Below are 24,711 nucleotides of genomic sequence, written 5' to 3'. Positions count from 1 at the left end.
TGGGTTTTCCGTTCGCTCAGATTAGTACGACGCCCTCGGCGACCCCGATTGCGCGGAGGTCGCGGTACCAGCGTTCGACGGGGTGTTCCTTGGTGTAGCCGTGGCCGCCCAGCAGTTGCACGCCGTCGAGCCCGATCTGCATGCCCTTGTCGGTGCCGAGCCGTTTCGCGAGTGCGGCTTCGCGGATGAACGGCAGGCCCTGTTCCGCGCGCGATGCGCCGCGCCACGTGATCAGGCGAAGGCCGTCGAGCTCGATCGCGATGTTGGCGCACATGAACGCGACGGATTGGCGATGAGCGATCGGTTCCCCGAACGCGTGGCGCTCTTTGACGTAGGGCACGACGTAGTCGAGCACCGCATGCGCAGTGCCGACGGCCAGCGCCGCCCAGCCCAGGCGGGACAACGCGACGGCTTCGGAGTAGTCGGCGTCGGTGGCTTCGTCCTCACCGAGCCGTGCGCTCAACGGTACCGAGACATTGTCGAGCTCGACCTGGCCCAGGGCTGCCGGCCGCAGGCCCATGCTGCGGTCCGCCTTGACGGTGAGCCCCTGCGATGACGACTCGACGATGAAAAGCGCTGGCCTGCCGTTCAATTGGGCGCCGACGATGAACAGCTCCGCGTCTGCGGCAGCCGGCACAAGCGATTTGACGCCGTGCAGCCGGTAGCCGCTGGGCGTGCGAACCGCGGTGGTCTTCAGCGCCGTCGGATCGAACAACGGCTGCGGTTCGGCGATTGCCACGCATGACTGCGGCACGTTTTCTCCGGCGAATTCTTTGAGGTAGGTGGCCTGCTGGTCGGCGCTGCCCCAGTTGGTCAGCGCGGCCGCAACACCACCCGGCGCCAGGATCGGCAGGGCCAGTCCCATGTCGCCGTACGCCAGCGCCTCCGCCACAAGGGCATTGGTCACCGTCGAACGGTGTGCCGCGATGCCGTCGAAGTCCTCGGGGATGTTGATGGCCGTGATGCCCAATTCGGCTGCGCGGCTGATCAGGTCCGGCGGGTAGGTGGCCGCGTCGTCGGCCTCCCGCGCGGCGGGCCGAAGCACCTCCTCGGCGAATTCGCTGACCGTGCTGACGATCATCTTCTGGTCGTCGTCGGGCGTCAGGTCGAAGTAGTCTTTGCCGCTGGACGTCAACCGCGTAGGGCCGCTGCGCAGACCTTGCACCCGTTTGAACTGCCGGGTGCTGGCACCGGCCACCGAGAACGCCTGCTTGATGCCGTAGCGCAGCGCCCGGTTGACCGGGTCGCGCAGGTGGTAGCGGTCGAGGAACTCCTGCCCGACGATTGGCGTGACCAACGCGAGCCCGATGTCGGTCGGAGTGCGCTTGTGCCGTTGCAGGCCGACCGCGCTCTCGCGGCCGGGAACGGAATTGCGGCGCTTCTCGCGGCGCGACGATGTCCGCTTGGACGGTAGGAAATTGGTCATGTCATCAGCCTCAATCGATGGATGGCGATGCGATAACGGTATCTTACTCCGGAGTAAGATAGCGATAACCTGTTAACTAATTCACATTCGGCGAACACTTGTTCACGCTCGTCGGCACTAGCCGGATGACAGCTGAGCCAGCACGGTGTCGTGCAGCTTGCCGTTCGTCGCAACAGCACTTCCACCGTGCGGACCCGCAACCCCGTCGAGATTGGTGAATGTCCCGCCAGCCTCGCGGATGAGGATGTCGAGTGGGGCCAAATCCCACAGAGAGACTTCGGGTTCGGCCGCGATGTCGACCGCGCCTTCGGCCAACAAACAGTACGAAAAGAAATCACCGAACGCGCGCACGCGCCACACTGCGTCGGTCAGCGCAAGAAACCGCTCGCGGCGCGCCGCCCACCCCGACAAGCTGGAGAACGACAGACTGGCAGCCGAAAGCTCACCCACGGCCGACACCGCGAGCCGCCGAGGCGTGCCGCCTGCCACCGCGGCGAAGGCGCCGCGACCCGCAGAAGCCCACCACCGCCGCTGCAGCGCGGGAGCGCTGACCACGCCGACCGCTGGCACGCCGTCGTCAAGCAATGCGATCAACGTCGCCCACACCGGGACGCCCCGAACGAAGTTCTTGGTCCCGTCGATGGGATCGATCACCCACTGACGACCGACGAATTCTGTTGCGCCACCGAATTCTTCGCCAATGACAGCATCCTCGCGACGTTGCGTCGCAAGCGTCTGACGCATCGCCTCTTCCACGTTCCGATCGGCATCGGTGACCGGCGTCAGATCAGGTTTTGTCTCGACGCGCAGGTCGAGCGCACCGAACCGCGGCGTGGTCAGCGCGTCTGCTTCGTCGGCCAAGCGCAGCGCCAGCTCGAGGTCGTCCGACCGATCGCCCATGGCAGCAGTCCTACCATGAGGGCGTGTGGGAGATCTTCTGGATAATCGTGGTCCTCGGCGCGCTCGCGTTGTTGGCGGCGCCGTGGCTGCGCCGACTCAGACAGCCCGCCGACGCGGTGGATGGCACTTTGCTGATCACTGGCGTCAGCCCGCGGCCAGATGCGACGGGGGAGCAGTTCGTCACCGTCACCGGCGTGATCAACGGTCCCACAGTCAACGAGCATGTGGTGTATCAGCGTTACGCCGTCGACGTCGGCAGCTGGCCACGCGTGGGTGAACTCATCCCGGTGCTGTATTCGCCCAGAAATCCGGACAATTGGCGGGTCGCGCCGGGTGCCTGAATTTACTGCTGCGGCACCTGAATAGGGATCGGAACCGGCAGGAACGGCACATTCAGATACGTCGTCGTCATCGGATTGGTTGTCGTTGTCGTCGTGGTCGGTTCCGTCGTTGTCGTCGTCGGGGCGGCAGTCGTCGTGGTGGTCGTGGTGGTGGTGGTCGTCGTGGTCGTCGTGGTGGTGGTCGTTGTTGTGGTTGGTGTGGTGGTGGCCACCGCCGTTGTGGCGGGTGGGGGCAGCACAGCGGTGACGGTCGGCGCCGGTGGCTCAGCCGGCGCCGGAGGGCCGGCGTTGACGATCGCGCTGGTGGCAGCCTCCGACGACGGCATGGGCGCAGGGGGGCTGGTCGGCGATGACGTCACCGCGATCGGCGGACGGGGCTTGTCCTCGTGCGATGTCAGGCTGTATGCCAGCCCGCCGAGGGCGACCAACAGCACCGCGGCCGCCAGACCGACACCAGCCATCGGTCGGCGATACCAGCGAGGCGATCGTTCGAGAGGCCCTTCGGCGGGGAGGAACTCCACCGGTGGCCGCGCCTCGTCGAAGTCCCACGCCGGGTAATCGGCACCGGTGAAGGGCACCGGGTCTGGCGCGGCCGCATCGTCTTCTGACCACGCCAATGCCCGAAACGTCGCCGATCCGGCCTGCTCAGGCGGCGAAGGCGCCCATGCCGCCACAGTGGCCTCGTCTGTCGGCAGTCGCGCGCTCATCAACGCCGCCCCGGCGGCCGCGTTGAGCTCCGCGCGCGGCGTCGTCACCACTGGCCTGCGTAAGTCTTCAGAGAGGCGCAGGGTGATCGCCGGAATGCCGGCCCCGCCACCGACCGTCGCGACCGCGGCAAGCCGTTGGGGGCCAATTCCGTTGCGCCGCAAGACCTCATGCAGTGCTGTGATAACCCCTGTCAGTGGCTGGGCGATCTGACCCTCGAGTTCAGCGCGGGTGAGCCGAATCTTGCTGCGGTGCCGCGGAAGTTCAACGCTCACCTCGGTCACCGAGTCGGCCGACAAGCGTTCTTTGGCCTGACGGCAGTTCTCACGCAGCAGCCGCAGAGGGCCGACGGCCGCGGTGGCCGCGGGATCGATTCCCTGGGTGCCCGCAATCCCCGTCAGAATGTGCGTCAGCAGCAGCTGGTCGATCTGGTCGCCGGAGAAGTCGGTGTATCGCAGCGTCTCGTCCACCGCCCCGAAGCCCGAGCCCGCGTCGGCGAGCGTGATGCTCGTCCCGCCCGCACCGAAGTCGAGCAGCGCAACCACTCCGTCGGTGGGCAGGCCGGGATCCACGGCCAACGCAGTCAGCGCGGCGGTGGCATCTGAAACAACCAGTGGCGCAAGGCCATTCGGGTTCAGCTCGCTTACGTCCGGGATCGCAGACCGCAGGGCAGACACTGCGGCGTTGCCCCACCATGCGGGCCGGGCGATCGTGACGGCGGTGGGACGTGCGCCGCCGGCTCGCACCATCGCCGCGAGCGCCTCGACTGTCAGCCGATCGGCACGGTGCGCTGTCCCGTCGGCCGCGACGAGCGGCACCGGGTCGCCGACCCGCTCCACAAATCCGGTGATCGACACTCCGCCTGACAACGTCAGTGCGGCAGGACGTAGCACAGGTGGGTTTCCGACGCGCGCCGCGACCAGGCTGGCCGTCCCGATCGACAACCCCAGGGGGTCGCTCATAGGGCATCCACCGTAGCGTCCGACGGGCCGCGTTCTCCAGTCGACACCCCGGCGCGAAACCTCAAGGGCTGATGGGAGTTTGCTGTGACAGCAGGTCAGGCCGCTGAGTCAGCCGCCGACCGGCGCACGGTGATGTCACCTGAGCCGCTGCGCACCTGCACCTCGAGTGTCTGGTCACCGGCGGCGGGCCCGTCGGACAACTGCATCTCGTTGGTGACGACGCCTGAACCGGTCGCGATGTTCAGGTGCGCCGCGGTGCCCGGCGTTACCGCGACCTCGACGTCGCCGCTGGCGGTGTGCGCGAAGATCTTGCCGCGCACCGCTGCGGTGACGCGGACCGATCCCGACGCTGTCTGCGCCTTGACGTTGCCCTCCAGCCGCCCGATGGTCAGTTTTCCGCTGGCGGCCTGGAATTTCAGATCGCCGACGCACGCGCCGATCGCTGCGTTCCCCGACGCGGTCGCTATCGCCCCGCCATGCGCAGTGTCGACGGTGACATCCCCGGATGCGCCGTCCGCCTTGAGCTTTCCGTGCACCACCGCTATTCGCACGTTGCCGCTGGCAGTCGCGAACCGGCAGTCGCCGTACTCGCCGTCGGCCTGGACATCCGCGGAGGACACCGCAATGTCGAGTCGCGACCGCGACGGCAATTCGACGTCGATGTCGACTGCTCCGGTGCGCGCACCGAACAAGCCCCATCGACCGACCGACACGGTGAGCGTGCCGTGGGAGAAGTCGACGCGAGTGCGTTCGGCAGCCCGGACGTCGGCCAGGCGCGACGCGTCGCTCGGCCGCACCTCGACGACGGTGTCTGCGCGCTCGGTCGCTACCAGTCGAACGGCGCCGGCGGCCGTCTCGACGCGAGCGGTGATCGGTTCGGGTGTGTCATATGTCGGCATCTGTTGTCTCCCTTGGTGTTTCATCGCACCCAGCCGGTGACGACCCGGCCGGCGTACTTTGTGGACCGCTTTCCGCCGGCAGCGGCAGTCGCTGCGCGCACGAGCCAGGCGTTCAGTGAGATCCCGTCGCGACGGGCCGCCGCCTCGATGGTCGACCGCAGGCTCTCCGGAAGCCGCAGCGTCACCCGCCAAGTGCCGCCGTCATCGGCGCCGACGGGTTCGGCGTCCGGTGGGCCATCGACCGGTTCCTCGACGTCTCCGGTGAGGACGAATTCGGGGTCGCGGCCACGCAGCCGCACCTCGACGGTGCGGGGTGCGAGCTCACGCGTGATCTCGGCGGCTGCACCGGACAGTGCGTCCAAAAGCGCGAGCCTCAGCGCCGATTCCAGGGGCGCGGTGAGCCGGTCGGCTAACGCCACAGCTTCCTCGCCGCCGGCTTCGGCGGCGAGGAGCAATTCGTGCCGGACCGCATCGACATACGGTTGCAAGTCCATGGTGTCATGGTGACACCATTACGACACCATGGCAAGACACCACCGAGTTACCCGTGTCCGATGCGCAGCAATTCGTCGAGGCTGGCCAGCTTCACTCGCGGCCGGCCATGCGGTTCGCCGGTGGTGCGTTCGTGGCGGTCGATCAGCTGCCAGTGCTCGTCGGTGACCAGCTTCGGCTGCCGCGACAGCAGCCACTCCAGAAGTTCGTCGGAGTAGTTGTCGTCGTGTGACGGTTCGGCCAAGTCGGCCACCAACGTGTCCACGGTGTGCTGCGAGTCGCTCTTGTTGCTACCGATCACTCCGGACGGCCCGCGCTTGATCCAGCCGACGACGTACTCGTTGCGGCTGCCCTCGATGCGCCCGTCGGTGTGGGGGATCGTGCCGGTCCGGTCGTCGAACGGCAGACCCGGCGTCGGCACGCCGCGGTATCCAACCGCGCGCACCACCAGTTGTGCAGGCAGCACTTCCCGTTCGCCGGTGTCGCGGGCCACCACGCGGCCGGTCTCGTCGGTGACCAGCTCGTTGCGGCCCACCACCACTTCCTCGACCCGGCCGTCGCCGCGAATCTCGATCGGAGAAGTGCGGAACCGGAACACGATCCGTCGGTTGCCCGGCGTGGGCCGACTCTCGGCGAACTTGCGCAACACCTTGATGTTGTTCTTGACCGTCTTGCCGGCTGCCTCGGCTTCTTCGTCGGTGATGTCGGTGACGTCGGTGGCCGGGTCGACCAGCACGTCGACTCCTTCCAAGCCCTTGAGCTCGCCGAGTTCGCGCAACTCCAAGGTCGTGAAGGTGGCCTGCAGCGGGCCCCGACGCCCGATGATCACCACTTCCTCTACCCCGCGCGGGTCGAGCAGCTTCAGCGCGTGGTCGGCGATGTCAGTGGTGCGTAGCTCGTCGGGGTCGGTGACCAGAATGCGTGCGACGTCAAGCGCGACGTTGCCGTTGCCGACGACGACGGCCCGCTCGCCCGTCAGATCCAGGGGCATCTTCTCGTAGTGCGGATGAGCGTTGTACCAGCCGACCAGCTCGGTGGCCGCGACACTTCCCGGCAGATCTTCGCCGGGGATCCGCAGCGGCTTGTCGGCCTGCGCGCCGACGGCATAGATGACCGCGTCGTAGCGCTGCGCCAGTTCAGCGGCCTGGACATGCTCACCGACCGCGATGTTGCCGAAGAATCGGAACCGCGGGTGCGCCGCGGTCTTTTCGAACTGGGCGCTGATCGACTTGATCTTCGGATGGTCGGGCGCCACCCCTGAGCGCACCAGCCCCCACGGCGTGGGCAACATCTCGAGCATGTCGACGTGGACGTGCACCGGCTCGGGGGCGTCGGCCAGTTTCAGCAGCGACGCCGCCGCAAAGTACCCAGACGGCCCCGAGCCGACGATCGCGACATAGTAAGGACGCATCCTGGAGCCTCCCCGGTTGTCGGCCGCGCGATACGGGCTGTCGCGTGTGGCCGAGTTACGGCTCGATGCTAAACGGGGACCGGCCGGTAACGTAGGCACCCGTGGATCCTGACCGTCAAGCCGACATCGCGGCCTTGGACTCGACGCTGACCAGCGTCGAGCGGGTGCTCGACCTCGACGGTCTGCGGGCACGCATCGAGAAGCTGGAACACGAGGCCGCAGATCCCCATCTGTGGAACGACCAGGCTCGGGCCCAGCAGGTCACCAGTGAGCTGTCCCACGCTCAGGGCGAGTTGCGCCGCGTAGAGGACCTTCGCCGCCGGCTCGACGACTTGCCGGTGCTCTACGAACTGGCCGCCGAAGAGGGTGGCAGCGACGAACTCGCGGAGGCAGATGCCGAGCTGAAGTCCCTGCGCGAGGACATCGAGGCGATGGAAGTCCGCACACTGCTGTCCGGCGAGTACGACGAGCGCGAAGCGCTGGTGACCATCCGCTCCGGTGCGGGCGGCGTCGACGCCGCCGACTGGGCCGAGATGCTGATGCGGATGTACATCCGCTGGGCCGAGAAACACAAGTACCCGGTGGAGATCTTCGACACCTCATACGCCGAAGAAGCCGGCATCAAGAGCACCACGTTCGCGGTGCACGCGCCGTTCGCATACGGCACGTTGTCGGTGGAGCAAGGCACGCACCGGCTGGTGCGAATCAGCCCGTTCGACAACCAAAGTCGCCGCCAGACCTCGTTCGCGGAAGTCGAAGTGCTGCCTGTGGTGGAAACCACAGATCACATCGACATCCCGGAAAGCGATGTGCGCGTTGACGTGTACCGATCCAGCGGTCCGGGCGGCCAATCGGTCAACACCACCGACTCGGCGGTTCGACTTACGCACATTCCGACCGGTATCGTGGTCACCTGCCAGAACGAGAAGTCGCAATTGCAGAACAAGGTTTCGGCGATGCGCGTGCTTCAGGCAAAGCTGTTGGAACGCAAGCGGTTAGAAGAACGAGCTGAGCTGGATGCGTTGAAGGGCGACGGCGGCAGTTCGTGGGGAAACCAGATGCGCTCCTACGTGCTGCACCCGTACCAGATGGTCAAGGACCTGCGCACCGACTACGAGGTCGGCAATCCGGCTGCGGTATTAGACGGAGACATCGACGGGTTCCTCGAAGCGGGAATCCGGTGGCGCAACAGAAAAGATGACGACTAACACATACCTGGCCTTTCCCCTCGCCGAGCGGTGGAGTGGCTTCTGGCACGGCCAGCTGGGTGAGTGGATCTTGACGAAGGGTCTGCACATCCTGCTTCTGTTGATCGGGTCGCTGCTGGTGGCCCGGTTCATCAGCTGGGCCGCCAAGCTGATCACCAGTCGACTCGACGAGGGTTTCCGCGAAAGCGACGCGCTGGTGCGATCGGAGGCCACCAAGCACCGCCAGGCCGTCGCATCGGTGATCTCCTGGGTGTCGATCGCGATCCTCTACGTGATGGTGGCCGTCGAGATCACCGACATCCTGGCCGTCCCGATCGGTTCGCTGGTGGCGCCGGCGGCCGTGCTGGGCGCCGCGCTCGGTTTCGGCGCGCAGCGCCTGGTGCAAGACCTGCTCAGCGGCTTTTTCATCATCACCGAGCGCCAGTACGGGTTCGGCGATCTCGTGGCGCTGACGGTGTCGGGTATCGCCGCCGAAGCGCGCGGCACGGTCGAAGACGTCACGCTGCGGGTGACCAAACTGCGGTCCAGCGACGGCGAGGTGTACACGATCCCCAACGGGCAGATCGTCAAATCGGTGAACCTGTCGAAGGACTGGGCGCGCGCCGTCGTCGACATCCCAGTGCCGGTGACCGCCGACCTCAACGCCGTGAACGATGTCTTGCATGACGTCTGCAATGCGGCGACGGAAGACCCCCAGCTCAAAGACTTGCTCCTGGACGCGCCGTCGCTGATGGGGGTCGAGAGCATCCAGGTGGAAAACGTGATCCTGCGCATGGTCGCGCGCACGCTGCCCGGCAAGCAATTCGAGGTCGGCCGACGGCTGCGGGTTCTTGTGGTCCGCGCGCTGGGGCGGGCGGGCATCGTCTCGCCCACTGAGTCGACGCCGATGGTCGGCGCGATTCCGGCCCCGGCCACCTCGACCAGCGCCCAAGAGGCACAGCTGCCGGAGTCTCGGTGAGCCCGCGATGACCAAGGACAACAAGAGCTGGCCCGCGTATGTCTTCGGCGGTCGTCTGCGCACGTCGACGCTGGCGCTGATTGTGGCCTTCCTGCTGATCTGGTGGCTCTACGAGGCCAACCAGCCGGAGCCGCAGCCGCAGCAGGCCCCGGCCACCCAGGTGGTGCCACCGGGTTTCGTGCCGGACCCCAACTACACCTGGGTGCCGCGCACCGACGTGCAGCCGCGCAGAACCACACCTCGCACCACCACGGCCACCACGACGCCGACACCGACGACCACCACGCCGACGGAGACGACGTCGCCCACCTCGCCGACCGACACCACAACCAGCGGCTCGCCGACCATCACCACGCCCGCTCCGCCGGGGTTTGCCCCGCAGTCGCCGTCACCTGCCGTGCCGGGTCCCGGCCCGTCGCCGACGCCGTCGCGCTGACCGGGGCGCAGGTGAACCACCGCTACACTGGCGTGCCGTGATGATCACCCTCGACAAGGTCAGCAAGCAGTACAAGTCGTCTGCCCGCCCGGCTCTGGACAACGTGAGCGTGAAGATCGACAAGGGTGAATTCGTCTTCCTCATCGGTCCGTCCGGCTCGGGCAAGTCGACGTTCATGCGGCTGCTGCTGGCCGAGGAGAAGCCCACCAAGGGCGAGATCCAGGTGTCGAAGTTCCGGGTCAACCACCTGCACGGTCGTAACATCCCGCATCTTCGGCAGGTGATCGGCTGTGTGTTTCAGGACTTCCGGCTGCTGCAGCAGAAGACCGTATATGAAAACGTTGCGTTCGCCTTGGAGGTGATCGGCAAGCGCGCCGACGTGATCAACCGCGTGGTGCCCGACGTGCTGGAAATGGTCGGGCTGTCCGGTAAGGCGAACCGGCTGCCGCACGAGCTGTCCGGTGGCGAGCAGCAGCGCGTGGCGATGGCGCGGGCGTTCGTGAACCGTCCGCTGGTGCTGTTGGCCGACGAACCGACCGGGAACCTCGACCCGGAGACAAGTAAAGACATCGTGGATCTGCTCGAGCGGATAAACCGCACCGGCACCACCGTGGTGATGGCCACCCACGACCATCACATCGTCGACTCGATGCGCCAGCGGGTGGTCGAGCTCGACATGGGCAAGCTGGTGCGTGACGAGCAGCGCGGTGTTTATGGGATGGACCGCTAAGTGCGCTTCAGATTCCTTCTCAACGAGGTCTGGAACGGCTTTCGTCGCAACCTGACCATGACCATCGCGATGATCCTCACCACCGCGATCTCGATCGGCCTGTTCGGTGGCGCGCTGCTGGTATGGCGGCTGGCCGATCAGTCCGGCAAGATCTACCTGAGCCGGGTGGAATCGCAGGTTTTTCTCAATTCCGATGTGTCGCAACGTGATCCGGACTGCAAGCAGAACCCGTGCAAGGCGCTCAACGATCTGCTGCAGAACCGCAAGGACGTCGAGCACGTGGTTTATCTGAACCCGGATCAGGCGTACGACGATGCGATTCAACGGATTCCGACGTTCAAAGACGTCGCCAGCAGGTCGGCGTTTCCGGCGTCGTTCAAGGTGAAGCTCGTCAACCCCGATGACGACAAGGAATTCGCGCAGGCGATGATCGCCCAGCCAGGGGTTCAGCGGGTGCTGAATCAGAAGGAGCTGGTCGACCGGCTGTTTTCGGTGCTGTACGGCCTGCGTGATGCGGCGTTCGCGATCGCCTTCGTGCAGGCAATCGGGGCAGTCTTGTTGATTGCGAACATGGTTCAGGTATCTGCCTTCAACCGGCGCACCGAAATCGGGATCATGCGGCTAGTGGGTGCGAGCCGCTGGTACACGCAGTTGCCGTTCTTGGTGGAGGCGATGCTGGCCGCCCTTCTCGGGGTGGTGCTCGCGATCGTCGGATTGCTCGGGGTGCGGGCCTTCTTCTTGGAGGATGCGCTCAAGCAGTTCTATGACGTGCCGCCGCCTAACCCGCCGCTGATCGCCCGGGTCGACTACCTCGACATCTTCTACATCGCCCCCTTCCTGCTGCTCGGCGTGGTGGTTGCGGGCGTGACAGCGTATGTGACGTTGCGCCTCTACGTACGGCGCTAGCCGTGGGCAAGAAGAAGCTGTCGAAGGGCGGTCCGCCGCGGCAGGTCGTCGCGACCAATCGCAAAGCGCGCCACGACTATTCGATACTCGACGTGTTCGAGGCCGGCATCGTGTTGGTGGGCACGGAGGTCAAAAGCCTTCGCGAGGGCAAGGCGTCGCTGGTGGATGCGTTCGCCACCGTCGACGACGGCGAAGTGTGGCTGCGCAACATGCACATCCCGGAGTATTACCACGGCACCTGGACCAACCACGCGCCGCGGCGCAACCGCAAGCTCTTGCTGCACCGCCGTGAGATCGACACGCTGATCGGCAAAATCCGCGACGGCAACCTGACGCTGGTGCCGCTATCGGTGTACTTCACGGGCGGCAAGGTGAAGGTGGAGCTGGCGCTAGCTCGCGGCAAGCAGGCCCACGACAAGCGCCAGGACATGGCGCGCCGCGATGCTCAGCGCGAAGTCACCCGCGAATTGGGCCGGCGGGTCAAGGGGATGCTGTAGCCCGCTGCCTCGGGGCTAGCATCGCCTGGTGACCCAGCTTGACAAGCAAGAGGTTCTCGAGGCCCTGTTCGGGGTCTGGGAAGACATCGACGAGCTGCTGGCCGGACTGTCCGACGAGCAGTGGAATGCACCGACTGCGCTGCCGGAATGGCGCGTGCACGATGTCGTCAGCCACCTCATCGGCACTGAGGCGTTCCTGAAGGGCGAGCCGACGCCCGAGCCGGATTGCGATGTGAAGGCGCTGGCGCATGTCCGCAACGACATCGGGGCGATGAACGAATGCTGGGTCAGATATCTGCACGACGAGCCCCCCGCGGCGATGCTGGAAAGGTTCCGGTCGATCACCGCGGACCGGCGTGAAGCGTTGCAGGTGATGGACGAGCAGGCGTGGAACGAGACGACTGCCACGCCGGCCGGCCCGGACACCTATGGGCGGTTCATGCGGATTCGGGTGTTCGACTGCTGGATGCACGAGCAAGACATCCGGTATGCCGTCGGAGTGTGGGCAACCGACGAGAAACTGGCCGGCCCGCCGGCGCGGCAAGCCCTTGCCGAGATCACCTCAGCGCTCGGCCGCACCGTCAGCAAGCTCGCCGGGGCGCCTAGCGGCAGCCGGGTGGAGTTTGCGCTGACCGGGCCGTTGCAGCGAACGCTGCGGGTGGCGGTGAACGGTCGCGGCCAGGTGGTCGACGAGTTCGAGAACGGCCCGACGACGACGATCCAGCTGGACGCGGTGCTGTTCACGCGGCTGGCCGGCGGGCGGACCACGGCGGCGGAGAACATCAATGCGATCGACATCACCGGCGACGTCGACCTGGGCCGACAGGTCGTCGAGCGGCTCGCCTTCGTCATCTGAGCGATTTGGGTGCGCAAACCGGCGCTGAGCGCACGTTTGCGCACCGAAACCGCACCAGGCGCCGCGGAAGAAATTGGCTGGGCCGTGCGTTGTAGGGCCGGGTAAACTTGGGAATCCTGCCGAAGGTCGGCAGGGATGCTCGAAGACAAGGGGCTGAAAGGTTTCGACTTCGCGCATCGAATCAAGGGAAGCGTGCCGGTGCAGGCAAGAGACCACCGTAAGCGTCGTTGCAACCAATTAAGCGCCGATTCTCATCAGCGCGACTACGCTCTCGCTGCCTAAGCGACAGCTAGTCCGTCAGCCCGGGGGTTCCCTCGACCCGGAGCCTGGCGTCAGCTAGAGGGATCCACCGGTGAGTCCGGTCGCGGGACTCATCGGGACATCTAACAGCGACTGGGATCGTCATCCCGGCTAGTCCGCGAGACCGGGAGATCCGAGAAAGACACAGCGGACTGCGCACGGAGAAGCCTTGAGGACATGCCGTAGGACCCGGGTTCGATTCCCGGCAGCTCCACCAAAAAACTGCTGGTCAGAGCCATGATGAGGCTGGAAGTCGAAGTCCCGTCAAGATTGCCGTCAAGATGACGGTGTAGCGTTCTCCCCGTGGCCAGCCTCCGTGTCCGTCAGCGCAAGGACGGCAGCACCTATACATCGGTCCTCTACGTGCATCACGGCCAGCAGACCAGCACAAGCTTCAACGATCACGGGGAGGCCTTAAAGTTCCAGGATGTGGTCAACCGGCTGGGCCCCGCCGAGGCTCTTCGAATCTGGCAGGCCGCGGCCCCGGGGGATGACCACACGGTCAAGAGCTTCATCACTGAACACCTCGACAGCCTCTCGGGCACCGAGAAGAAGACGCTCGCCGAATATCGGCGCTATCTCGTCCGTGACATCGAGCCGGTGTTGGGCCACATCCCGCTGGCGACGCTGAGTCGCACAGATATCTCCCGGTGGGTCAACAAGATGCGCGAGGCTGGATCATCGACCAAGACCCTCTCGAACAAGGTCGGCTTTCTCAGTGGCTGCCTGAATCTCGCTGTTCGCGACGGCTTGATCCCCGCCAACCCGGCGACCGGTCTCCGCCTGCCCCGCACCGTCGCCCACGAAATGGTTTTCCTCACGCGAGAAGAGTTTCTTCTCCTGCGCGCCGCATTCACACCACGCTGGTGGCCATTGCTGAACTTCCTGGTCGCATCGGGTTGCCGGTTCTCAGAAGCCACCGCCCTCAAGCCCTCCGATGTAGACCGCCGTGAGGGCACTGTGCGCATTGCTCGGGCATGGAAGCGCGTGCCTGGTGGCGGTGACGGCGAAAAGTATGAGATCGGTGCACCCAAGACGCGGCGGTCAGTTCGCTCCATCAATCTCCCGCCATCCGTACTAGATCAGCTGGACTTCGATCAGGAGTGGCTCTTCACCAATTCGGAGGGTGGGCCAATTCGGCTTTACAGCTGGCGGTCTAACGTCTGGCTGCCGTCGTTGGCAAAGGCCCGGCGGAAGGACACGGAGAACCCGGACAAGCCCGTGCTGGACAAAGCAGTGCGCGTCCACGATCTGCGCCATACCTGCGCGTCGTGGCTCCTGGGTGCCGGTGTGCCGCTGATCGTCGTGTCGGGGCACCTGGGGCACGAGGACACCGCCACGACTGCCCGCATATATGGCCACCTAGATCGGACGGCGGGGCAGGCGGCAGCCGTTGCGATGGCCAATCTCCTGACGATCTGAGTCAGTTGCCCCGGCTGGGCCAGCCCCCGAGAACCCGCCGAGCCGCAGCCAAACGCCACCCGCGCTGATCTGTACCCCCGCTGGACAGTTCCGATGACCTGCAGATTTCACTTCCTCTATAGGTTTGCAGCATCGAATTTCGTTGTGCTGCACCGGATCCCATTTGACGCCAAACGGAACTAGGCGTAATGTGGGCCACGCGCAAGGCCGCCCAGTTACTCTCGAATACGACAAACAAACACCAATTTGCTTTGGTCTACGCGCAACTAGGTGCGCATCGCGAGCGCGGAAGCCCGGTGCCCGGCAAGTGGAGTCTGGTCGGGACCAATGAGGTGAATACGCGAACTCCCTCGGCTTTACAGACCGCCGGTCGACAGTCGAACCTAAGACCCCTGGATGCGCACCTATGCCCGCAGACTCCATATCGCCACCGCCCCTGGTGTACTCGCTCAATGAAGTCGCCGGTAAACGGCTGCCATGCACTGTGCGCTGGCTAGCCGACAAGCTGCGCGCTGGCGAGTTCGTTGGCCACAAGATTGGCCGAACTTGGGTCCTTACGGAGGACGACATCAATGAGAACATCAGACGTTGCGCGGTCGGATGCGAGCCCGAGTCGTCTGACGAAACCAAAAAAATCGGCTCACAACGGCTCAATTCGATGACACGGACAACCGCTCGACGGATGAGCCGGGGCGATCAGTGATGGCAGTGGAAAATGCTCCCGGCCTGGGAACCGGGAGCGACTCCAACAGCAACTTTGAGGACCTCAACCTCGCCTTCGAGGATACTGGATACCGCTTTCTCGACCATGACACCATTTACGCACGGGGTGCGTGGTTGTACCGGGACGCGGGCTGGTGTGGCGTGCTGCCGCTGCCCCCGGCGTCAAAAAGCCCGCCGCCGAAGGGATTTACTGGCTACGACGGCCTATGGCCGACTGACCAGCAGATCAATGACTGGATCGCTCGCGAGCGTGCCGATGCGAATCTTGCGCTGCGGGTTGAGTATGGCGTCATAGGCATCGATGTTGACGCTTACGGTGCCAAGACGGGCAGTAAGACCCTGCGGGAGGCCGAAAGACGTTGGGGTGCTCTTCCTCCCACGTACCGCTCGACCGCGCGAGTCGGTGACGAGGTCAGCGGTATCCGCGTATACACAGTCCCTCTCGGTGTTCTGTTCCTGCCCGAGGTCAAATTTGAGGAATTAGGTCTCGCCGACATCGAGCTGATCCAGCCCCATCACCGTCTTATCTGCGCATGGCCATCCATCCACGCCAAGACCGGGGAGATGTATCGGTGGTACGCCCCCGATGGGTCGCTGATGTCAGAAGATTTAGTGCCCCATGTGGAGGACCTACCGCAGCTGCCGAAAAAGTGGGGTGAGGCGTTGTCTCGGGATGCACTGCGCGAGGCGGTCTTTGACGGATCTGCCCCCAACCGGACCAGAGCTGCCCGGGAGCGGATCAATGAGGCGCTTTACGAGCGAATCGTTGCATTGCTGGACAACGGTGCACCTGATCGGGTGGTGGCCGCACGGCTGGAGCGTGCTCTGACTGATCTGGTGGGCGGCGAGGGTGCTCGCCATGACACCACTCGTGACCACGTGGCCGGTCTGATGCGGCTGCACTCAGTGAAGCGGGTTGGCGTACCCCGGGCGCTTGAGCAGCTCTACACCGCCTATGTCATGGAGGTTGCCGATACCCGTCCCCGGCCAGTCGCCGAAGCCGAGTTCCTGCGGCTTATCGAGGGTGGTGCTGCCCTAGTTGCGGCCACCATGCCTGACCGTGACGGCTACACGATTTTCGACGCCGGGACGGGTGAGCACGATACCGATGGGGTGCGCCAGGACGCGCCGTCATGGAGCCCTGTAGACCTGACCGGCCTGCTGGCGGGTGAAAAGGAGGCTTTGCAGCCCACGCACTTCGAGCGCGCCGACGGCCAATGCCTCCTTTATCCGGGATTGGTGCACAGCGTGCACGGCGAATCCGAGTCCGGGAAGTCGCTGATCATGCAGACAGAATCCGTGCGGGTGATCAGTGAAGGCCACGATGTCCTCTACATCGACTTTGAATCAGATGCGGAATCGGTGATTGCGCGCCTTCGCGAGTTTGGCGCTGACCCCCAAGCCATCGCAGACCGCTTCCACTACGTGCATCCCGAGGTCCCACCGGAGTCGGCGGAGGAGCGGCAGGCGTGGACCCAAATGCTCTCGCGCAGCTACGACTTAGTGGTTATCGACGGGGTCACTGATGCGCTGGGCATCTTCGGCTGCTCAACGAAGGACAACGACGAGGTCGCCCGCTGGATCAGGACGGTGCCCAAAGAGATCGCGACCCGTACCGGCGCGGCTGTCGTGCTAATCGATCACGTCACCAAGGACCCGAACACCCGCAACCGCTGGGCTATTGGCGGTCAGGCCAAGATGGCCGGGCTTACCGGCGCGGCCTACACCGTCGATGTTGTCGCACCGTTGGGCCGCGGCAACCGGGGCGAAGTCGTGCTGCGGGTTGCCAAAGACCGTCCCGGTGCTGTCCGGGCCGCCTGTGGTTCCTACAACAAGAAGGATCGCACCCAGGAAGCGGCGCGGGTAGTCGTGGACGCCAGCATCGAGCCACCGGCGATAACCGTTGAAGTCCCAAGAACAGCACACGCCACCAACTCGGGCGAACTGCAGTCATTTCGACCGACCGTGCTGATGGAGCGCGTCAGTAAGGCGATCGAGGGAGCCCCGGAGGGATTGACCAAGACGCAGGCGGCAACTCAGGCTGGCGGCAAGAAAGAGTCGGCGATGAAGGGCTTCGACATTCTGCTGGCCGAACAGTACGTGGCAAACACCAGCAGTCGAAGGGGACACCCGCTCTATACGTCGGTCAGACCGTACCGACAGCTGGAAGACCCACTGTCAGACTGCTACTCGGGCTTGGGAACTGATCCGCCATGCGGATAGGTGAAAAATGGGTACTTCCGGTTCCCGGTTCCTATACCGGGGAACCGGGGAACCGGTCAAAGCAGTTCCTCGGGAACCTCAGGGGAACTGTTGGGAACCAATACATCTCAACTTGGACCCTGAGGGGCAGCGGGGCGGCGGGAGCGCCCGTTAGCACACCGAGTTGCGGTGTCCACTTCAGCGAATCAAAAACACCATCAAATCAGGGAGAGCACTGCCCGTACGACCTGATGGAAGGACGACAACATGAGCTTTCAGGACGACGATCGAAAACACGCCTACGCACTTCTCTCCCGCGACATCCGGCGCCTGACGGCAAAGGTTCACCGCGCCGATATCCCTGCTGCGGCAAGGCAAGAGATCGACGCGGACCCGGTGCAGCTGGAGGCAAGGCTGTGGCTGGTGTCGTTCCACGACCCTGCCGCTGGTGTGCTCATCCAGGATCAGGCCACCTACTCAGATGGGTGTCCTGTCACCACGACAATCAGGCGGGGTGGCGGGTTCCTCACGCTTTTGCACAGCCCGGATTCGAAGGATGAGACTCACAGAGAGGCAGAGGACCTCGACGAGAGCTGTGGCCTGGTGACGCATACGAACCTCCCTGCAGTTCATCGGAGGACGGCTGGAAATGAAACTAAAGCAATGAGCCTCGATCTCCAGCGCAGAGAACCGCGCTGTCGCATCTGCCGCGACGAAAGTGTGCGGGTTTTGGTCAATCGGCTGCTGGACTGGCGTGGCGTGCCACTTCGGGACGGCGGAAAATCGCACAAAGTCACCTATGCAGACATCCTGCGCGACCTGGAGCCGCTAAACGAGGGACGCGGCAAAAGGGACCGCATCACCTATGACTCGCTTTGGGTTCACGCCAAGCGTCACTATGACCTCGCGGGGATAGAGGCTCGCTGGACAGCGCAACTAGACAAGATGCTGCGCGATGCTTGGGGGATAACTGTAGAACTGTTAGAACAGCCTCGAACGAATAGCCACTAAGTACGAAAAATTGGTCGACGAGGCGTGCTACTTGCTCACTGCAGCCAAATGGCACACGCAAATTGGGTCGAAGGACCCTATTGCGAGATGGTTAAGGGGGCGGAGCCTAGGGGCAAGTCGCGGTAGCGCGGGGCAAGGTTCGTGGCCGCAGTCTCGGGAGGGGGAGTTGACTTGGCGACGCTTCGGCGTGGTCTACGTAGTGGGCCGATCAGAGCCATTGTTGGTGCTGCCGCAGTTGGTGCGGCACTAGCTCCTGTGGTGACAGGCATCGCCCCGAAGGCGTGGGCCTGCACCACCGCGGAGAGCCCCAATCTCGTGTGCTCAAACGAGCAGCAGTTTGTCGACGATCTCGCCGCTCGGGGTATCACCGCAACTCGTTCTCCGCGTGGGCTGGCGAACCTGGGCTGGCAGATCTGCGGCGATCTTGAACAGGGCCGCCCGCAGGATGTCGAGGCGAACCGGGTTTACGCCTACAACGTAGCCGCGGGCAATGACGGATCGCGGGCAATCGTGGCAGTCGCGGTCGCCGACCTGTGCCCTCAAGCCGTCGAATCACACTATCGCCCAACCGGCTACCAGCCGACGTACAACTTGCCGTGACAAACCGAGCTTGCGGCACTTGGTTGGCCGTCTTGTTTTCCGCCGATGTATTTAAAGCGTCTACCGCGGCGGTTTGCTGCAAGTAATCTAGCTTTCCAGCAGTATTAGCCCATGTGCATTAGTTCAGGGTAAAAAGGGAGGGGCGAACCGTGGGTTTCCGTAGTGCTCTAGTGTCGTCGATATTGGCAGTCTGCTGCGCAGTCGGCATCTCGATCGCTCAGTTAGCGTTCGGCGACACTCGGGCGGCTCCGCTTCCAACTGCACCAGTCGTCGGCGAGCCCTGCAATGACCTCGACAAGCTCGGGTATGACCCTTCGGCCGGGCAGATTGTGTGCACAGGTACGAGTTGGGCGCATTCTGTCACGCCGGTTGGTGTTCACGCGCTCGGATCGCCTTGCATCCCATCCGCCGATGAACGGCAGATGTCAAGCTCTACTGATGGCCATCTGATTTGGTGCTCCTACCAAGGGGTGTGGGCGCTATACAGGCCATGACCGGGCTGCGGTGGAAGTCGGCCAAAATGAGTGGTTCGACACAGCGTGCATCTTTTTCTCGACGCAAGGGGGTTGGCGATGCGGATTACGGCTCTACGTAGTCCTTAATGCGGAAGAGGAGCCACGTTTCATCACCGTCTGTCCCATATCGCCGAGCGCTGACTCGCCAATCATCAGACTGCCCTCCTGGCGTCCGGTGTCGGCCTATGAAAACCGCATGCGTAATTCGTATGCATACTGACATGGCTACTGTGCCATTAGCGCGGCGCACCCCACACTGCTGAGGTGCAATAAGAGCTAGCAGGCCAGGGTCGCTTGAGGTCCAAAGTCACTTCTTCGAGGAAACACCCGCGCAACTAATGGAATAGGCCTACGGTTGATTGGTATCTAGAGATGGCTCGGATTTTGGTGGTTAAGGAATGAAACGCTCGCACGCGCGTCGTCTGCGCGGTAACGGTCGTGAGTCATCGTTTCAGCGCGGTGCTCAACGACACGATGATGCGTGCGCCATGCGGAAGCTCAAAAGGCATGAAATGATATCCGTTCGTCGCGCGAAGGTCCTTGCGCTCTCGGCGCTGGTTTGGAGCGGCATCGCGGTCGCGAATAGCGGATGCTCGGCGGCTGACTCGTCCGACGATACGGCATATCAGACTGGATACAGCATTGTCACTGCAGGCGATTCCGCGTCGATGACCATCCAAGCGGCGCGAGAGATGGCAAATCAGACGCCCGACCAATTCTGCCAGTATGAGTTGTACGAGATCAAAGTGAATCCACAGTGGCTACTGAGTCACACCACTGTCACGTTCGATCCAGCGAAAGTGATCAAGCATGGTGATGAATTTGTTCGGGGGTGCGTGGACGGCCTCCACCGAAATGGTTACTGATGTTCGAAGGGAACTACAAGTATCGTGCGGCCCTGTCCCGCGGAGCGATGATAACACCAGACGGACAGCCACTATGAAGAAGGGTCGCAGCAGAAACACTGCTCCGAATGCTGCCGCACTCGCACGCCCGTGTGGCACTGGAGGTGAAGCGCTCCAAACCTCTACCGGTTACAAAAAGTAAGGGGTCGACATAACGATGAGAAAGCAACTATCGGCAGCGGCGGTCGGATTGATCGTCGGACCGGTCTTAGGATTGGGCGTGGCCCACGCTGACGATGGTAAGTACTCAGCATGTGTAAACGCAGGCATCGACACAAACAATTGCCACCTGATCATCAACCAAGCTGCAGAGACAAATGCCTGCCATATGGCCGTAGGAAACGGCAATCTGGTAGAGGCGTTTCTTAACAACCAGGGCTACAGCGAACAAATGGCCCGAGTTGGGGCCGCCATTGCCTGTAGGTGACTTCTCACAGGTAGGTGACATAGGAAAGTCTGGCCCTGCGGCGGGGGCGACGCGCGCGTCACGCCCGCGATTGTCGGACTCCTGTCATAGCGTTGCTGGCACACTTCGATCTAAGGGGGACTGATGCTCGGGTTCGCAACTGTGGACAGGCAACCAACGGCAAACGCGACCGCTGTCTGGCTTACCTGCCGTCTTGACGGATCACGGGTCGATCACACCAATGCGGTGGTTATGGCGCACAACGACGAGCGATACGACGACAAGCTTTGGGCGCTGACTGCTGACCGGGCGGTCGTCCTTACAGAGGGTACGACGCCACCGATGGCATTCGCCCACTACCTGACCATCTACAGCTTCAGCGAACTGATTGATGAGACCTCTGCCTGCCAGCAGCTCATCGGTGACGCGGTTGCCGACTACGCAGTGCGGACGAAGAACAAGAATCTGGTGGTCCCCGACTTCCCCGAGCCCCCGACGATGAAGACCGACGATCGAGACGAGCCTGCATATCGCGCTTTGTCAGTTGCCAACTTTGTAGCGGCCGTGTGGTCGGCATGGCTTTCGACTGAGGAGCAACGGCTCCGGCGAACGATCAATCCCAAGACCTCCACGCCCCCGTGGATCATGCCCGAAGCACTCTGCAGCCCCGATATCGCCGAGTTTCCCACTAAGTTTGCGCAACTCGTCCAGCCGGAACCGGTGACGCGATGCTCGACTATGTAGCCATCGACTTCGAGACCGCCAATTCCTACCGCGGTTCGCCGTGTGCGGTGGGCCTCGTTCGCGTCCGCAACGGACTACCGGTGGCGGAACGCCGTTGGCTGATTCGGCCTCCCGAAGCAGTCGGCCACTTCGACTGCTTCAACACCTTTATCCACGGCATCAGCGAGGATATGGTCGCAGATGCACCGCGCTGGAGAGACGCACTGGCGACAATCATCGACTTCATCGGCGGCGATGTGGTGGTCACCCACAACGCCGGGTTCGACATCGGCGTCATTCGTTATGCATGCGCGGCGGATAACATCGAATGGCCCGAGATCCGCTTTCTATGCACGATGGTCCTCGCACGCCGTGCGTTATCGCTGCCGTCCTACCGCTTGCCTTTCGTTGTCGATGCCCTTGGCTGCTCGATGGACGACCACCACGACCCGCTCTGCGACGCCCGTGCCGTCGTGGAGGTGATTCGCGGGTTGGCCCGCACTCACGATGCAGATGACCTCAACGTCCTGGCTGATGCGGTCGGTGTCCGTATCGGTCACATGCACAGCGGTGTCTACCGAGGCAGCGTGTGTGTTGGTTCGAATGCAGGAGGTCTGTCGCGACTCTTGCGGGCGGAGCTGAATCCCGACGCCGATCCCGATGGCTACCTTTACGGTCGCGTCGTCGTGTTCACCGGCGCTCTGATGTCGATGACTCGGCAGATTGCATGGGATGAGTGCTCGCGGGTCGGAGCGGTCGCCGAGAAGTCAACGACGAAGCGCACCAATGTGCTCGTCATCGGGGACATCAATCCTGCCGTGTTGCGGCCCGGGGCCGAACTGACCAAGAAGGCGCAGAGGGCGTTTGAACTGCAAGACGCGGGTCAGGACATCGAGGTAATGACCGAAGACGATTTCTTGCGCTGCCTCGACGGGAAGCCCCTATTGCACGGGGAGGTGCTGCTGGATGCAGCCGCCCAGCAGGAGGGTGCAATTGCGGCGGAACCTGTCTCAAGTCGCATTCGCAAAATGCCGCTACTGGAACGGCCAGTGCCCGAGCCGCCAAAGCCGTTCCCGCCGCCGAAACCGCTACGTCGAGAACGCATCCTGACAGACCAAACGTGTTGCGCGGACAGATGCACGAAAACCGCTGCATTCAGAACAAGGTCGAAGCCGACGTGGTGCGACGAACATATTGCGGAGTTGCAACGACGGGGTGGGATCAAGGCCCTTGAGCCGTTCACGCACCCCGACGACTGGCAATTGACCGAATGCCTGACGTGCACCGTGCAAGCGCATTACCGCTTCATCTACACCCTCGACAAGAACCGCTACGGTGAGCCGACCTGCCGAGCCTGCTTCTGGCGTGAATGGGCTGCAGACGCACGGGCGCTGCAGGGAGCATGGGCTAAGCGGGAGCCGGTGCCCCATGAGGAAGCCAAGGCGTTCGCTGAAGAACATGGCTTCGACTACCTGGGGCCACTCACCGCTCCTTCGCTGCCCGACGACCCTCACCACACGCGCTGCCGACGGTGCGGCAAGATCAGTGCCGAGCGGTTGGGCGACATCGCCTTCGGTTGTACCTGCGCACACCGTGCACCCAGCAACTCGGCACGTTAGCCACAAATCCGATTCCGATGCCCGTCGCGATGAGAATGGTTTGTTCCGGCATGTCGGCATTGTGCCGGTGGGTTTCACTGAAGCGGGTCATTCTCGTCCCCGGGGAGTCGTTCAAGCTCGCGGCTTATGCGAGCAAGGCTGACGATGTATTGACATGCTTCCCGTAGCTTCCCTAGCGAGTCCTTGGGCCAGTCAGAAAGCGGTGGAACAGTCATCATGTGGTCGAGCAGTCTGTTACGGCGTTCGAGATCTTCACCGTGCTCGGCCATGGTCATGAGCAAGTTGTGTAACGCCGCGTCACCCGGCTCTACAACATCGAATCCCATGCTCGGCACCGTAGAGGCAGCCACCGACAACACCTTGCCCACCTTTGCCGGTGTGCACTTGCCCGGCACAGGCCGACCTACGGCCCGGCTAACGATGTGGCCGGGCCCTCTCCAGGGATTCCGGCATTGTTAACGCCGTAGTAGAGCCCGGCCACTGTAAGCATCAGAGCTCCGGCCCAACCACTTCAACCATCCGCTCACCCGCGAGCCGATGTGCACCCCGATCCCGCCGATGTCATCACCGCGGAGTCGCACTCGCCGGTGTGCAACCCCGCGCGCACCTCGATACCGAGCGCCTGCACCGCGTCGCGGATCGCCATCGGCAGCGGATCGCTCGCTGCGGGCCGTCGAGCATTGCGAGGAAGCCGTCGCTGGATGTGTTCACCTCGCGGCCTCGGAAGCGGGCGCCCAGATGTTCCTCGTTCACTCGGTTCGGTTGAGGCGATGCTTTCAAACTTCAAGCGTCACAATGCGAAGAGCGCGTACTCAACGACATCAGGTGCTTGCAGCCATGTGGGATTCGATGCCCACCCTTCGGCTAGTCGCAGGTAGCGCATGTAGTCGGCTGGGCGCACGAATCCCTTGGCCGGCACGGTCTCGGGCGCAACCTTGTTCAAGGACGCTCGAACTCGTTTGTCGAGGACCAGTGGGCGGGGCCGATGATCGGTCGTGTATCCGGCGAAGTAGAGCAGCTTCGTGCCGAACGACATGTTTAGGCCATTGATCTTGTGGGTGTTGAGCAGAGCGTGCCAACCCGCCGCTGCGCCTTCGTTGCGGGTGGCCTCAACGATCATTGCGATCTTGTCGGCGGCACCGTCCTGGGCGAGCACGGCCTGAGTGCGAACGGGACCATAGTCTTTGGGCTTGTATCCCCACGCCATCGCCATCAAGAACAGTTCGACTGGGTCGCCATCGGCGTGGGCATGGATATAGCGCCGGGCTATCCCGCCCGCTTCGTCCGAGTGAGCTTTGAGTTCGGCGTGTGCTTTTTCATGCCCAGCGAACGCCGTGGTCCATCGTTCGGGCACCCACCTGATTCTCTGCGCATCCACATCCTCGATGCTGCACTTACGGAGGGGTTCGGGAAAGGCGTCGCTCATAGGCCTTCTCCGATCGCCCGAGAGTGCAGCATGACAGCAACGTTATGACATGTCGTCGACACCCGCCTGTGCACGCACGGACTATCTTGACTCAGTCGAATAACCACTAAGTACGAAATTTGGTCGGCGCGG

General features: G+C 63.6%; 23 protein-coding genes, 1 other RNA gene and 1 pseudogene. 16 read left to right on the top strand and 9 right to left on the bottom strand.

The annotated features are described in order from the left end of the window. Positions 1-16: 16 nt before the first annotated feature. The gene (locus tag AC5Y4N_RS11920; protein WP_499907841.1) at positions 17-1,426 is read right to left on the bottom strand and encodes an acyl-CoA dehydrogenase family protein; all 1,410 of its coding nucleotides are present in this window, start codon (positions 1,424-1,426) and stop codon (positions 17-19) included. A 117-nt stretch (positions 1,427-1,543) separates the two neighbouring features. Beyond that, the gene (gene hisN, locus AC5Y4N_RS11915; RefSeq protein ID WP_499907842.1) at positions 1,544-2,326 is read right to left on the bottom strand and encodes a histidinol-phosphatase; all 783 of its coding nucleotides are present in this window, start codon (positions 2,324-2,326) and stop codon (positions 1,544-1,546) included. Positions 2,327-2,349: 23 nt separating this feature from the next. Here hisN and AC5Y4N_RS11910 point away from each other — a divergent pair, with 23 nt between their 5' ends. After that, a complete protein-coding gene (locus tag AC5Y4N_RS11910; RefSeq protein WP_499907843.1) occupies positions 2,350-2,667 on the top strand; it encodes a hypothetical protein in 318 nt (105 codons plus the stop codon). A 2-nt stretch (positions 2,668-2,669) separates the two neighbouring features. Here the strand turns inward: AC5Y4N_RS11910 and AC5Y4N_RS11905 are convergent, their stop codons facing one another. The 4 genes from AC5Y4N_RS11905 to AC5Y4N_RS11890 form a co-directional block, all read right to left on the bottom strand. Further along, positions 2,670-4,334: an Hsp70 family protein gene (locus tag AC5Y4N_RS11905; protein WP_499907844.1), complete on the bottom strand. Its 1,665-nt coding sequence runs from the start codon at positions 4,332-4,334 to the stop codon at positions 2,670-2,672. 95 nt (positions 4,335-4,429) lie between these two features. Beyond that, the gene (locus AC5Y4N_RS11900) at positions 4,430-5,233 is read right to left on the bottom strand and encodes a DUF4097 family beta strand repeat-containing protein (RefSeq protein ID WP_499907845.1); all 804 of its coding nucleotides are present in this window, start codon (positions 5,231-5,233) and stop codon (positions 4,430-4,432) included. A 20-nt stretch (positions 5,234-5,253) separates the two neighbouring features. Next, positions 5,254-5,727, bottom strand: coding sequence for a toxin-antitoxin system HicB family antitoxin (locus AC5Y4N_RS11895; protein ID WP_499907846.1), 474 nt, complete (start codon positions 5,725-5,727; stop codon positions 5,254-5,256). Positions 5,728-5,774: 47 nt separating this feature from the next. Then, positions 5,775-7,136: an FAD-dependent oxidoreductase gene (locus AC5Y4N_RS11890; protein WP_499907847.1), complete on the bottom strand. Its 1,362-nt coding sequence runs from the start codon at positions 7,134-7,136 to the stop codon at positions 5,775-5,777. A gap of 101 nt (positions 7,137-7,237) precedes the next feature. On the opposite strand from AC5Y4N_RS11890, the gene prfB reads away from it, so the two are divergent. The 15 genes from prfB (at position 7,238) to AC5Y4N_RS11815 (ending at position 23,153) form a co-directional block, all read left to right on the top strand. Further along, the gene (gene prfB / locus AC5Y4N_RS11885) at positions 7,238-8,344 is read left to right on the top strand and encodes a peptide chain release factor 2 (protein ID WP_499907848.1); all 1,107 of its coding nucleotides are present in this window, start codon (positions 7,238-7,240) and stop codon (positions 8,342-8,344) included. After that, positions 8,334-9,302, top strand: coding sequence for a mechanosensitive ion channel family protein (locus tag AC5Y4N_RS11880; RefSeq protein ID WP_499907849.1), 969 nt, complete (start codon positions 8,334-8,336; stop codon positions 9,300-9,302). The genes prfB and AC5Y4N_RS11880 overlap by 11 nt, the downstream gene beginning before the upstream one ends. A gap of 7 nt (positions 9,303-9,309) precedes the next feature. Further along, positions 9,310-9,738 (top strand): Rv3103c family proline-rich protein, encoded by a 429-nt coding sequence (locus AC5Y4N_RS11875; RefSeq protein WP_499907850.1) that lies wholly within the window; start codon positions 9,310-9,312, stop codon positions 9,736-9,738. A gap of 40 nt (positions 9,739-9,778) precedes the next feature. After that, positions 9,779-10,468, top strand: a complete 690-nt coding sequence (gene ftsE, locus AC5Y4N_RS11870) for a cell division ATP-binding protein FtsE (protein WP_499908070.1) — start codon at positions 9,779-9,781, stop codon at positions 10,466-10,468. Next, a complete protein-coding gene (ftsX, locus tag AC5Y4N_RS11865; RefSeq protein ID WP_499907851.1) occupies positions 10,469-11,374 on the top strand; it encodes a permease-like cell division protein FtsX in 906 nt (301 codons plus the stop codon). It begins immediately after the preceding gene. A 2-nt stretch (positions 11,375-11,376) separates the two neighbouring features. Next, a complete protein-coding gene (gene smpB / locus AC5Y4N_RS11860; protein ID WP_499907852.1) occupies positions 11,377-11,871 on the top strand; it encodes an SsrA-binding protein SmpB in 495 nt (164 codons plus the stop codon). A 28-nt stretch (positions 11,872-11,899) separates the two neighbouring features. Beyond that, positions 11,900-12,727: a maleylpyruvate isomerase family mycothiol-dependent enzyme gene (locus AC5Y4N_RS11855; protein WP_499907853.1), complete on the top strand. Its 828-nt coding sequence runs from the start codon at positions 11,900-11,902 to the stop codon at positions 12,725-12,727. A gap of 149 nt (positions 12,728-12,876) precedes the next feature. Further along, positions 12,877-13,244: a transfer-messenger RNA gene (gene ssrA, locus AC5Y4N_RS11850) on the top strand. Positions 13,245-13,330: 86 nt separating this feature from the next. Beyond that, positions 13,331-14,449, top strand: coding sequence for a tyrosine-type recombinase/integrase (locus AC5Y4N_RS11845; protein WP_499907854.1), 1,119 nt, complete (start codon positions 13,331-13,333; stop codon positions 14,447-14,449). Positions 14,450-15,151: 702 nt separating this feature from the next. Beyond that, positions 15,152-17,395 (top strand): bifunctional DNA primase/polymerase, encoded by a 2,244-nt coding sequence (locus AC5Y4N_RS11840; protein WP_499907855.1) that lies wholly within the window; start codon positions 15,152-15,154, stop codon positions 17,393-17,395. Positions 17,396-17,641: 246 nt separating this feature from the next. Beyond that, complete coding sequence (locus AC5Y4N_RS11835; RefSeq protein ID WP_499907856.1) at positions 17,642-18,385, top strand: hypothetical protein; 744 nt, start codon at positions 17,642-17,644, stop codon at positions 18,383-18,385. A 258-nt stretch (positions 18,386-18,643) separates the two neighbouring features. Then, positions 18,644-18,985, top strand: a complete 342-nt coding sequence (locus AC5Y4N_RS11830; RefSeq protein WP_499907857.1) for a DUF732 domain-containing protein — start codon at positions 18,644-18,646, stop codon at positions 18,983-18,985. Positions 18,986-19,898: 913 nt separating this feature from the next. Continuing rightward, positions 19,899-20,366, top strand: a complete 468-nt coding sequence (locus AC5Y4N_RS11825; RefSeq protein ID WP_499907858.1) for a hypothetical protein — start codon at positions 19,899-19,901, stop codon at positions 20,364-20,366. 589 nt (positions 20,367-20,955) lie between these two features. Beyond that, positions 20,956-21,555: a hypothetical protein gene (locus AC5Y4N_RS11820; protein ID WP_499907859.1), complete on the top strand. Its 600-nt coding sequence runs from the start codon at positions 20,956-20,958 to the stop codon at positions 21,553-21,555. Then, positions 21,540-23,153: an exonuclease domain-containing protein gene (locus AC5Y4N_RS11815; protein WP_499907860.1), complete on the top strand. Its 1,614-nt coding sequence runs from the start codon at positions 21,540-21,542 to the stop codon at positions 23,151-23,153. The genes AC5Y4N_RS11820 and AC5Y4N_RS11815 overlap by 16 nt, the downstream gene beginning before the upstream one ends. A gap of 74 nt (positions 23,154-23,227) precedes the next feature. Here AC5Y4N_RS11815 and AC5Y4N_RS11810 read toward each other — a convergent pair whose 3' ends face one another. From AC5Y4N_RS11810 to AC5Y4N_RS11800, 3 genes and pseudogenes are all read right to left on the bottom strand, one after another. Next, positions 23,228-23,479 carry a hypothetical protein gene (locus tag AC5Y4N_RS11810; protein WP_499907861.1) on the bottom strand — a complete coding sequence of 84 codons (252 nt, stop codon included), beginning with the start codon at positions 23,477-23,479 and terminating at the stop codon, positions 23,228-23,230. 195 nt (positions 23,480-23,674) lie between these two features. Then, positions 23,675-23,885, bottom strand: a pseudogene (locus AC5Y4N_RS11805) (nucleotidyl cyclase domain-containing protein); the annotation flags it as partial. Between the two features lie 58 nt (positions 23,886-23,943). Beyond that, positions 23,944-24,579: an 8-oxoguanine DNA glycosylase OGG fold protein gene (locus AC5Y4N_RS11800; protein ID WP_499907862.1), complete on the bottom strand. Its 636-nt coding sequence runs from the start codon at positions 24,577-24,579 to the stop codon at positions 23,944-23,946. Positions 24,580-24,711: the final 132 nt, after the last annotated feature.

Source organism: Mycobacterium sp. NGS19 (assembly GCF_059813155.1).
This window is presented reverse-complemented; position numbering and strand designations above follow the sequence as displayed.